General features: G+C 46.4%; 7 protein-coding genes. 2 read left to right on the top strand and 5 right to left on the bottom strand.

Annotated features, from left to right (window positions below; translation table 11 throughout):
- Window positions 1–12: 12 nt before the first annotated feature.
- Both ABR189_RS17695 and ABR189_RS17690 read right to left on the bottom strand, forming a co-directional pair.
- Window positions 13–3,282: a SusC/RagA family TonB-linked outer membrane protein gene (locus tag ABR189_RS17695; protein WP_354661794.1), complete on the bottom strand. Its 3,270-nt coding sequence runs from the start codon at window positions 3,280–3,282 to the stop codon at window positions 13–15.
- 254 nt (window positions 3,283–3,536) lie between these two features.
- Window positions 3,537–4,553 carry a FecR family protein gene (locus ABR189_RS17690; RefSeq protein WP_354661793.1) on the bottom strand — a complete coding sequence of 339 codons (1,017 nt, stop codon included), beginning with the start codon at window positions 4,551–4,553 and terminating at the stop codon, window positions 3,537–3,539.
- 118 nt (window positions 4,554–4,671) lie between these two features.
- On the opposite strand from ABR189_RS17690, the gene ABR189_RS17685 reads away from it, so the two are divergent.
- Entirely contained in the window at window positions 4,672–5,259 is a 588-nt protein-coding gene (locus ABR189_RS17685; protein WP_354661792.1) for a sigma-70 family RNA polymerase sigma factor, read from the top strand.
- A 23-nt stretch (window positions 5,260–5,282) separates the two neighbouring features.
- Here ABR189_RS17685 and ABR189_RS17680 read toward each other — a convergent pair whose 3' ends face one another.
- The 3 genes from ABR189_RS17680 to ABR189_RS17670 all read right to left on the bottom strand — a co-directional run bounded on the left by ABR189_RS17680 (window position 5,283) and on the right by ABR189_RS17670 (window position 7,379).
- Window positions 5,283–6,362, bottom strand: a complete 1,080-nt coding sequence (locus ABR189_RS17680; RefSeq protein ID WP_354661791.1) for a hypothetical protein — start codon at window positions 6,360–6,362, stop codon at window positions 5,283–5,285.
- Window positions 6,363–6,517: 155 nt separating this feature from the next.
- Entirely contained in the window at window positions 6,518–6,862 is a 345-nt protein-coding gene (locus ABR189_RS17675) for a hypothetical protein (protein WP_354661790.1), read from the bottom strand.
- 85 nt (window positions 6,863–6,947) lie between these two features.
- Complete coding sequence (locus ABR189_RS17670) at window positions 6,948–7,379, bottom strand: MauE/DoxX family redox-associated membrane protein (protein WP_354661789.1); 432 nt, start codon at window positions 7,377–7,379, stop codon at window positions 6,948–6,950.
- Between the two features lie 363 nt (window positions 7,380–7,742).
- On the opposite strand from ABR189_RS17670, the gene gltB reads away from it, so the two are divergent.
- Complete coding sequence (gene gltB, locus ABR189_RS17665; RefSeq protein ID WP_354661788.1) at window positions 7,743–12,278, top strand: glutamate synthase large subunit; 4,536 nt, start codon at window positions 7,743–7,745, stop codon at window positions 12,276–12,278.
- Window positions 12,279–12,337: the final 59 nt, after the last annotated feature.

The following is a 12,337-nucleotide window of genomic DNA, read 5'->3' as shown; positions in this document are numbered from 1 at the left end:
GATTGTCTTCGTTTAAAGGTTGATGGTAATACCGGCGTTATACACACGCATGATAGGATAAGGTTGCCATCCCCAACGGTCTCTTGTATTGGCTTCTGGATCTACCCCCAGGTCCTTCACATTATCCCAGCTGATCAGGTTCATACCATTCACATAAATACGGGCACTCTTGATCTTTATCCTGCTCACCCATTCTCTCGGCAGGCGGTAACCTATTTCCACATTCTTCAGTTTCAGATAATCTGTTTTTCTGATCCAGTAGGTAGAATTCACAAAGTTGTTGGCCATATTACTTTCAGAGAGGTGCAATGCGGGGAAAGTTGCGGTAGCAGCTGTTTCCGGAGTCCAGCGTCCTTCATGGAAAGGGCGGTAGCTTTCGCGGTAGTTAAACATCAGCTGGGCAGAATACATCTGCCGTCCGCCGGTAGCTCCCTGGAACAATACACTTACATCAAGCCCTTTATAGTCCAAACCGAAAGTGGCGCCAAAGTAGCCGGTGGGTACATTCAGCATCGGTACCATTGTACGGTCTGCTTCATCTATCACACCATTACCATCAATATCTTTATACTTGATATCACCAGGTATCAGGGGTGCAAAAGTTTGTTTAGGGCTTTTATTGATTTCATCCTGGCTTTGGAAGAGGCCTTCTGCAATATATCCCAGTTCATAGCCTATGGGATTGCCCGCCTGGCTTTGGTATGGATAGGCCAGCTTGGGCTCATCCATGTCCAGTATCCTGTTTTTTACATACTGATAGTTTACTTTGGCAAATAACCCTACCTGGTTGATGGCAGTATTTATATTCAGTTCTGCTTCAATACCCTTGTTGAGGATCCGGCCCTTGTTCCTGTTTATGGCAGCTGTAATCCCCAGATAACCAGGGATAGTGCCTGCTGGTGTAAGGATATTGGTTCTCAGCTCTCTGAAAACATCTACATTGAACTTCACCTTATCTTTAAAAAATCCTGTTTCCATGCCCAGGTTTGTTTTGGCGGCCTTTTCCCAGGTAATGGCTGTATTCCCGATCCTGTTTTCCCTATAACCGCCTACGCCGGAGGCTACACTACCAAAAGTAAATCCATCTGTTCTGGCAAAATCCGAGATATACAACCAGCGCCCGTTGCTTACCTGGTCATTACCTACATAACCATGCGAGAACCGCAGCTTCAGGAAGCTGAGCGCAGTTTGTGTGGGCATAAAGTTTTCATTGCTGATCATCCAGGCAGCAGAGATGGCAGGAAAAAAGCCATAGCGCTTGCCAACCGGAAAGTTTTCAGAGCCGTTATACCCGGCGTTAAATTCCAGGTAGTATTTTTTATCATAGTTATACATGGCCCGGCCCACATAGCCTTCATATACACGGGGAAGATCGCCCGACTGGGAGCGGTAGTTACGGTTAAACAGCAGCATACCTCCCAGTGTATGTTTTCCGAAATCACGGTCGTACATCAGTTTCAGATCATAGTAGAGGTACCGTTCTCCGCTATTATAGCCAGAACGCTGTAAGCTGGTAGCAGCTCTATGTTGCGTATATGTTCCATCGTTAGTACCTGGAATGGATTTATACCGGTAGGAATCATATTCCTGGTCAAATGCCACATTGATAGATCCGTAGTTTTCAAAGGTGAAAAGCCCTTTTACTTTCAGCCCGGGAGTAATAAAGTCCAGTTTACGGGTAAGTGCCACACTACCATTGGTACTGTGCCAATAAGCGTCCAGGTAGCCGTTGCGGGTAAGCAGGGCATAAGGATTATGAAAGTCTTCGCGCATATTACCGGAAGCAATACTGCCATCAGGATTCTTTACCGGTGTCAGGTTATTTGTCATCTGCGAAAGCACCACCCACAGGAATTCATTGTCGGCCCTGTCGGAAGATGGGCCTGTACGGTTCTCCAGCCTGGAAGCCAGGTCTACTTGCAACTCGGTGTTTTTATCTAATGTGATGTCTACATTGGAGCGGAAGTTAAAACGGTCATATTTATACTTGATGTCATAGATATTCTGATCTCCGTTTTTGTACAATGGCTCCTGCCTCAGATAAGACCCTGAAACGAAGTAACGCACATACTTGGATCCTCCGCTGATATTTACGTTTACTGTTTTTTGCGGAGAAAGTTCGCGCACCATTTGCTGATACCAGTCAGTATTAGGATAATCATACGGCTTTAATCCGGTGCGATAGTATTCCAACTCCTGATCCGACCAGATAGGCTGCATGCCATCATTCTTTGCAGCTTCATTCTGCAACAGGCCGGCGCGATAAGAATCCAGAAAACGGGGAAATGCCGTTGGGGTCTGCATCGCAAACTGTGTGTTCAGCTGTATATTAGGGGGGCCATCTTTTCCACGTTTGGTAGTAATGAGTACAATACCGTTAGCACCTTGTATACCGTAAAGGGCAGTAGAGGAGGCGTCTTTCAGAATAGAAACGGATTCGATTTCATTGGCGTCCAGTTGTCCCAGATCTGCATTACCACGGGGCAAACCATCTATTACAATCAACGGGCTGCTGGCACCGGTAGTATTAATACCACGGATATACAACTGGGAATAATCAGAGCCGGGCCGGCCGGAGCGCTGGGCAGTAATAAGACCTGGCAATCTTCCCGCCAGCGCATTGGTCAGATTGGCCACCGGGCTTTGTTTCAGTTCTTTGGTCTGTATGCTGCTGACTGCACCGGTAATACTCTGCTTTACCTGCTTTTGTCCATAACCCAGTACCACTACTTCGTCCAATCCGGCATCAGACGTTTTCAGCGTAATGGCCGGCAGCTGTGTTCTGCCATTTACAGGTACTTCCTGCGAAGTATAGCCAATGTAAGAAATAATCAATACGCCATTTTCCGGAGCAGCGATAGAGAAATTACCATGCTCATCAGTGGCTGTACCACGACTGGTACCTTTCAGTTGAATACTCACACCTATCAGCTCATTACCATTATCTCCCAGGATCTTCCCCTTTACGGTAATATCCTGTCTTTTCTCAGAAGGAGATATTACCACCAGGTTATCTTCCATGATCTGGTAGGTGAATGCGGGATTCAGCACGCCATTCAGTATTACCTGCAGGGTGGCATTGTTAAAATTGGCATCCACCTTTTCGTTGGCCGGAAAGGTTTTATAGTTGTACAGAAAACGGTAGTTACTTTTAGCTTCTATCAATTCCAGTAACCGGTGCATTTCCATCTGTTTGCCACTGATGGTAAACCGGTTTTGCGAATATCCTGCTGCTCTCAACTGCAAAATAGAAGCAGTCATCAATATCAGGCAAAGCTTCATACACAGTAATGTTTTTCTCACTAAATGCTTGGGAATGGCTGGTTGTAGACACAGCTTTTTTTTCATACTTTTGGCTTGAGCGTTAGACTAATTGAAACAAATGACTTCCCGCACGGAAAAAATTGTTTCGTTCCATGTTTGACGACAAAGGGGGAGTGTGACCGCACTTCCCTTTTTTATTTTTCTGTAATAGGCTTTCTTAGCCCGGCATTAGCAAAGTCGTGGTACTTGCATAATTACTTCCTTCTGGTTGATCAGTTATGAATAAAAACAGTATCTCTCTTTATCTCGTATTTAAAATCTGCTGTTATCTGCAAGGCTTTCAGTGCCTGTGTAATATCTTCTCTGCGGAAGGTACCTTTAAAACGATTATTGTTCAGTGAGGTATCCTGCACTATAATAGTTTTGCCAAACCAACGCTCCATGATCCTGGCCAGTTCATTAAATGGCTTGTCCCTGAATTCCAGGCGGTTTTGCCGCCATGTTGTTTCCTCTACTGCCTGCTGCTGCATAGATGCCACCTCTGCTACAAAAGCGCCCCAGTCCTGCTGTCCGGCAGCAACTCCTGCTTCAGTGGTTTTACGGGTAAGCGTCAGTTTTTCTTCCGGTGCCAGGAGTACACGTTTTGCGGGACTGCTGTTAAGGCTTACTGCCACTTTCCCTTTCAGCAAGGTAGTTTCCAGTGTTTGATCATCAGCATAAGCTTTCAGATTAAAACTGGTACCCAATACCTCCACACTTATATCTGAAGTATGTATAATAAACGGATGCTGTTCATTCTTTACCACATCAAAGTAGCCTTCCCCCTGCAGGTACACCTCACGATGACCGGTTTTCATATCCGCAGGGTATTGCAGCCGGCTGCTTACATTCAGCCATACCTGTGTGCCATCCGGTAGCGTTACTTTAGTATGTGCTGCCACCGGCGTACGTACTTCCAGCAGCTTTGCCGGGCGCTGCAACAGAAACCCCAGCGTACCGGCTACTGCCAGTACCAGCACCGCTGCCGCGGCACGCCACCATATACGGCGTACTCCCCGCTGCTGTACAACCGGCGCTTCCTGCCATACCTGTTCTTCTTTTAGCTGTTGTACAATACCGCCATAAAGCCTTGCCATTTCCGGCAATACTGGCTGCTCCGCGCCCGGCAGGCACGATTCAAAGGAATTATACCATTGCTCCAGTGCATGCTGCTCCGCTTCCGTACATGCTCCCTGCAGGTATTTTTCCAGCAGTATTTGCAGTTGTTGATCGCTTAATTCAGGTTCCATGTCTATATAAGACACACAACTTCCAAACTACCCTACCCCCTTTTTTTGTGAAAATTGCCCTTATTTTTATACCCGCACTGTCAACATCAGCGTTATTTTTTTTACCTTTTACGCCGTAATGATTATTTATACTGCCTTATCTGATGATGAACTGGTAGGCCTGATGGCCAGAGATGATAACAAAGCGTTCGAAGCATTGTACGAACGTCATGCCCAGGTGCTTTATCTCACTGCTTTCAAAAAGCTGCCAGTGCCACATTTACTGGAAGATCTGCTCCAGGAGGTATTTATTAATCTATATAAAAAACGGGCTTCCATGGGAGAGGTGGGCAACCTGCGTGCTTACCTCCACAGTGCATTGCGCAACCGCATCCTCAACGAATTACGTAATTCCCTGCTGCATGAGCAGCACCACCAGCAAATGCAGCTCTCCCAAACAACGGAAGCTGTTAATAATTATGACCTGCAATTACTGGAGAAACGCTTTGGTGAGGCCCTGGAAAGACTGAGCACCCGAAGCAGGGAAATATTCCTGCTTAGCAGGAGGGAACACCTTTCTTACAAAGAGATTGCCGAACGCCTCGGTATTTCTGTAAAGGCTGTGGAAAAACACATGAGCCGGTCTTTACAGGTAATGCGGCATGAATTCAGGGATTACGGGCTGGCTGGCTTACTTTATTTTGCCATCATCTGTCATCATTTCTGATAATAAACCCGGCGCTTACTGGTTTACCGGGATGCATGGACTGCCATGCCTTTATCTGCTGCCATTGTATATAATACGAGCTTGTTTTTATAAACCCCCACCAGCTGATTATTATAGATGCCAAACTGCATTACCCTTCCGCCATCCACATTGGGTATGTAAAAACTCCCCTTATATGCTCCCGTTTTCAGTTCATACATGTCCACTACCGCATTGGCGGAAAAATCCGCAACCTGTTCATTATCAGCCTTCAATAATGAAAGATTATACAATATCCCTTTATCAACCGTATTATATAAGTTAATCAGCCTCGTTTTATCTGTTACCAGGTACAGGTTGTCTTTTTCCTGAGCAGACTGCACTGCACCACTGTTATTAGCGGTAGAATCTATGGTCCGGTAATGCCGCACACTGGAGAAAGTAGTATCAAACATAACAATCTCATTGCTGTAGAAACTAACATAACACAACAGGGCTTGGGCTTTATCATAGTGCAACATCCCATCATTACTGAAGCCGGCATCCCCATACTTTGGCAAAATGCTGTCTCCCATAAGACGGCTGCTATCAGCGATCCCTATTTTATAAAATACCTGGTCTACCTGTTTGGTAAGCTGGAACCCTCGCAGTAAAACTGATGCGGGAGATAAAACCACCGCCCTTGAAAAGTTCTTATCAAACCAGGTATGGGTCTGTACTTTATTATCATTAATATTACCTGCCGCTATTGCATGATCGTTCCCAAAGAACAGGTATACCCGCGGAGAATCAATACTGGTAATGCAATATTTATTTTTCGGCACAAAATCTAACTGCAGGTGCTGGCTCCTTTTGTTGCCCAACTTTTTATCCGTAATAATAATGTTACCAGCTTGGGGTCCTGAAAAATACCATCCCGTATTGGATGCACCACATACAGAAAAAATACTGTCCACATTATCAGTCATCACTTCCTTTTTCAGTAACTGCTCCTTCCACACCCTGTCAAATCCATTGTTTTCCTGGTTAATACCGGGTGCGCGTATATATAATAATATTACCAGGGATGCCGAAACGAGTATCGTCAGGGCTATTTGCCATCCTGCTTTATAAAGGGCTTTCATTTTAGTGTAGCATTTGTAGTACCTGCGCTTCCATTAGCGAAACCTGAGCTAGCTGAATAAGGCTGCCTCGGTTTTTAACAGCAGCCAGCCCCTTATCAGAGCCGGCTGCGCTACTTCTTTTTTGTTCTGAATATCAACTAACACAAGGCCTTTTCTTACTGAAAACCACCATACGCAAGTATTGGTCCGCCTCCCTGCGTAGTCATTGTCCGGTATCCACTACCGTGATCTGTAATTACTGCAGCACAAACTAAATGCGTAAGTACCGAACATACGCCTGCACTTTGAGGAGAATAATTATACCATGGTGATACGGTTGACAACGGCGTGGCATAAAAATTACTTTCAACTACTGAGGAAGGAGAGGTGTTGGGTCTTGCTTTGTACCAATAGGTGGTTTCGGTAAGCCTTTTTGCTTTCCAGGCCAATGATTTGGTGGAAAAAAGAACAGATACGACTCCCAGCAATAATGCCATCATTGTGATGCTAATCCTTTTCATAAGTGTGCATTAGTAAATAATGAATAATTGTACCTACTCTTTTCTACAGGTTTTCGGCGTCCCCTGGGTAAAGTGATGGCAGTCTTTAAACTGCTGACTTCTCAGTAACTGGCAGGGAACAAAGCAGAATACCCACCATACTGATCAGTACAAAAAAAAGGTTGACAAACAGGTGCTGTGACCAGCTCAATGCGGCTAATATTCCTCCGCAGCTACAGGGAATCACCCGGCTATAGCTCAGCAGTATTATTATATAAGTAGTAAACATGGTCATTAGCGCAAGGGCGGAAAAGAGCCCCAGCAGCCGTGTTTTCTTCATCAGTAAAAGGCTCACTACCACTATTTCTGTCAAAGGCAACCCCCAGCTAATCAGCCAGGCAAAGGCTTTTAATAGGGGAGATTGCATCAACTGCATCCTAAACACCTCATAATCAATCAATTTAGAGAGCGCAGTGTATACAAACAGTAAAATCAGCAAGGCTGCAATCACTTCTGTGATGAATGCTTTTGTCTTCATAGCGTGGCAATCAACCTGGCGGTTTATTAAGCTTTTATAATAGGATTTCTGTTTATATAAGACACGGTATTTACTACCGACCCTACCTCTTATGGGCGGGTATTTTTCCATGGAGGGTTTCTGTCGCCTACCTGCCGGGAGTCCCCGGAGGGCTCCAACCAGGCACTGCAATTTTTTATCTATCTAACGCAATAGGGCATAATTTTATAATTTTCTAAATTTTACGGGTTTAACCATACTTTATATAAAAAATACCGCATTCCTTTAGTATCTTTAAACCGTTCCCGTTTAACAAATTGTGTACATCGCCCTGCTGCAGGTCATCTGCAGAACGCGTTGTGACAGAGATAAAATCTAAACCAAATGGATGAAGTGAGACAATTGCAAGGTCTATATCGCCCGGAATTTGAACATGATGCCTGCGGAACAGGTTTCACCGCCCATATTAAAGGGCGGAAATCGCACCATATCATCCGGGATGCATTGACTATGCTCGAAAATATGGAGCACCGCGGAGCCTGTGGCTGCGAGCGTACTACCGGAGATGGTGCTGGTATTCTTTTTCAAATGCCCCATGAGTTTTTATACGATGAGTGCTTGAAAATAGGAATCCGCCTGCCAGAATTTGGTAAATACGGCGTAGGTATGGTGTTTTTTCCGAAAGAACCCCGCTGGCGCGAGGAGTGCAGGGAGGTTTTACAGCGTAGTGCTGAAAAACTGGGCCTGGAAATATTAGGTTACCGTAAGGTGCCGGTACGTCCCGATGGCATCGGTGAAACCGCCCTGTCTGTAGAACCGGAAATTGAGCAGGTATTTATTGCCTGCCCTCATCATATCAGCGATCCGGAAACCTTTGAAAGGAAACTGTTTATATTGCGTAACTATACCTCCAAAACCGTTCGCAATACCATTCCAAAAGAAAAAGCATTATTCTACATAGCATCCCTGTCGTATAAGACCATTGTTTACAAAGGTCAGCTTACCACTTATCAGGTAAGACATTATTATACGGATCTCAGTGATGAAAAAATGGTATCCGCCTTTGCGCTGATCCATTCCCGTTTTGCAACCAATACATTTCCAAGCTGGCGCCTGGCCCACCCGTATCGCTATATCGCGCATAATGGGGAAATCAATACGCTAAAAGGAAACCTGAACTGGCTCCGCGCCGGAGAAAGGGACTTTGTCAGCAAGTATTTCTCGCCGGAGGAAATGGAAATGCTCCTTCCCATCGTGGAAGAAGGGCAGTCTGACTCCGCCAGCCTGGACAATGTAATAGAACTGCTTACCCTCACCGGCCGCTCTTTACCACATGTAATGATGATGCTCATCCCCGAAGCATGGGATGGCAATGAAGATATGGACCCGGCCAAAAAAGCCTTCTATGAATTCCATGCCTCTATGATGGAACCATGGGATGGTCCTGCTTCTATTTCTTTTACGGATGGTAAGATCATCGGGGCTACCCTGGATCGTAACGGTCTGAGGCCCAGCCGCTTTGTTGTAACCAAAGACGATCGTGTAATCATGGCTTCCGAAGCGGGTGTATTACCCATCGATCCTAAAAACGTTAAAGAAAAAGGACGCCTGCAACCCGGCAAAATGTTTATCGTAGACATGGAGCAGGGACGCATCATTGCAGACGAAGAACTGAAACAAGGGATCTGCAACCAGCAACCTTATGGTGAATGGTTAAATAAATATAAGATCCGCCTGGAAGAACTGCCTGAACCAAGGGTTACTTTTACCCACCTGGAGCATGAGCAGATCTTTAAATACCAGCGGGCTTTTGGCTACAGCACGGAAGACCTGGATACCATCATCGCCCCAATGGCGCTGGATGGTAAAGAACCCATCGGTTCCATGGGTACAGATGTGCCCCTGGCAATACTGAGCGACCAGCCGCAACACCTGAGCAGCTACTTCAAACAGTTGTTTGCCCAGGTAACCAACCCTCCCATCGATCCTATCCGCGAAAGACTGGTGATGTCACTGGCCACTTTCGTTGGTAATAATGGTAACCTGCTGGAAGAATATCCCCTGCACTGCCATGGTTTGGCCCTGCGTCATCCCATCCTCAATAATTATGAGCTGGAAAAAATACGCAGTATAGATACCGGCATCTTCCAGGCCAAAACATTACACACCTATTTCAAGGCAGACGGTAAACCCGGCTCTCTCGAAAAAGGCCTCGCTCGCTTATGCCGCTATGCTATTGATGCCGTGGAAGACGGATTTGAAGTGATCATCCTCTCCGACAGGGCGATTGATTCTGAACACGCGGCTATTCCTTCTCTGCTGGCTGCTTCCGCTGTACACCACCACCTGATCCGTAAAGGATACCGTGGCCAGGTAGGACTGATCGTTGAAGCTGGCGACGTATGGGAAGTACATCACTTTGCCTGTCTCCTGGGATTTGGTGCTACTGCCATCAACCCTTATCTGGCACTGAGCACTATCCGCGACATGAAGCTGAATGGCAAACTGGATACGGATTATGATGTAGATAAATTAAAGAAGAACTACATCAAAGCTATCTGCGAAGGCTTGCTGAAAGTGTTCTCTAAAATGGGTATCTCCACCCTGCAATCTTATCAGGGTGCACAAATATTTGAAATACTGGGTATCAACAACCAGGTGGTAGACAAATACTTTGCCGGTGCGGTTTCCCGCCTGCAAGGTCTTGGCCTGGATGAAATTGCCCGCGAAACATTGGCTAAACACTGGATGGGGTACGGCCGCAAGGAAACGCCCGTTCAACGTTTAACTGAAGGTGGGGTGTACCAATGGAAAAGGAAAGGAGAGTTTCACCTCTTTAATCCGCAAACCATTCACCTGCTGCAATATGCTACCCGTATGGGCGATTACAGCACCTTCAAGAAATATTCTAAAGCTGTAAATGATCAAAGCGAAAGAGCTTGTACGCTCCGCAGCCTGTTTTCCTTCAAACGTAAGCATGCCGCTATTCCGCTGGATCAGGTAGAATCCGCTACCAGCATCTTCAAACGCTTTGCTACCGGTGCGATGAGCTTTGGCTCCATTTCACACGAGGCGCACTCCACTCTGGCTATTGCCATGAACCGCATAGGTGCTAAAAGTAATACCGGTGAGGGTGGGGAAGATGAACTGCGTTATGAGCAACTGCCCAACGGCGACTCTATGCGCTCTGCTATCAAGCAGGTAGCCAGTGCCCGCTTTGGGGTTACCAGCTACTATCTTACCAACGCGGATGAACTGCAGATCAAAATGGCGCAAGGTGCCAAGCCCGGTGAAGGTGGACAGCTGCCTGGTCATAAAGTGGACGACTGGATTGCTAAAGTAAGGCACTCTACTCCTGGGGTGGGGTTGATTTCTCCGCCACCTCACCACGATATTTACTCTATTGAAGATCTGGCTCAGTTAATATTTGACCTTAAAAACGCTAACCGCGCTGCCCGTATCAGTGTAAAACTGGTATCTAAAGCCGGGGTGGGTACCATCGCTGCGGGTGTGGCTAAAGCACATGCCGACGTGGTATTGATTTCTGGTCATGATGGTGGTACCGGTGCTTCTCCGGTAAGTTCTATCAAACATGCCGGCCTCCCCTGGGAGCTGGGCCTGGCAGAAACCCATCAGACACTGGTAAAGAACAAACTGCGCAGCAGGGTAGTGGTACAAACAGATGGCCAGCTGAAAACAGGCCGTGACATCGCTATTGCTACTTTGCTGGGGGCTGAGGAATGGGGCGTGGCTACCGCTGCGCTCATCGTGGAAGGCTGTATCATGATGCGGAAATGTCATGTGAATACCTGCCCTGTAGGGGTGGCTACACAAGATCCGGATCTGCGCAAACGCTTTACCGGCGATCCGCAACACGTAGTAAACCTGTTTACCTATCTGGTAGAAGAACTCCGTGAAATCATGGCAGAACTGGGCTTCCGTACTATCAACGAAATGGTAGGACAGGTAGACTGCCTGCAATTGCGCGAAGGGGTTACGCACTGGAAAACCAAACACCTGGATCTGTCCCCCATCCTTTTCCGCGAACCGGCTGCTGAAGATACCGGCTTGTACAAACAGGAAGAACAGGACCACGGTATCAGTGAAGTGCTCGACTGGCAACTGCTGAAAGCGGCACAGCCTGCACTGGAAAAGAAAGCAAGGGTATACAAACAATTCCCGGTAAGAAATATTGATCGTACTATCGGTACCATCCTCTCCAACGAAATATCCAAACGTTATAAGAGCGAAGGCTTACCGGAAGATACCATCCACTATAAATTCATCGGATCTGCCGGACAGAGCTTCGGGGCATTTAATACCAAAGGTATTACCCTGGAACTGGAAGGAGAAGCAAATGACTACTTCGGTAAAGGTTTGTCTGGTGCTAAGTTAATGCTGTATCCTTCACTGGAAGCAGGTTTTAAAGCAGAAGAAAACATCATTGCCGGCAACGTATGCTTCTACGGTGCTACTTCCGGGGAAGCATATATAAGAGGTAAAGCTGGCGAACGCTTCTGCGTACGTAACTCCGGTGCTACCGTAGTAGTAGAAGGAGTAGGCGATCACGGATGCGAATATATGACCGGCGGTAAAGTAGTGATCCTGGGTGAAACCGGTCGCAACTTCGGCGCAGGTATGAGCGGCGGTATTGCTTATGTATATGATGTAAATGGTGTATTTGCAGGCTTGTGCAATAAAGACATGATTGACCTGGATCCTTTGGCTCCGGAAGATATCACCGGCCTGCATGACCTGATTACCAAACACCACGCTTACACCAATAGTCCTGTAGCGAAATTCATATTGAAAGACTGGGAAAATCAGTTACGCCATTTTGTGAAAGTATTCCCTAAAGAATACAAGGCTGTACTGAAGAGAGCGCTTACGCCTACACTCTCTAAAGGGGAAGGTGCTTAATAAGCAAAGGCAAACGTGTACTGACCTGTGGGTCAGGTGTAAACAATTAAGTATTAAAT

The organism is Chitinophaga sp. H8, from assembly GCF_040567655.1.
GTDB classification, from domain to species: domain Bacteria; phylum Bacteroidota; class Bacteroidia; order Chitinophagales; family Chitinophagaceae; genus Chitinophaga; species Chitinophaga defluvii.
The sequence above is the reverse complement of the archived record's forward strand: the minus strand, read 5'-3'. Positions and strand labels throughout refer to the sequence as shown.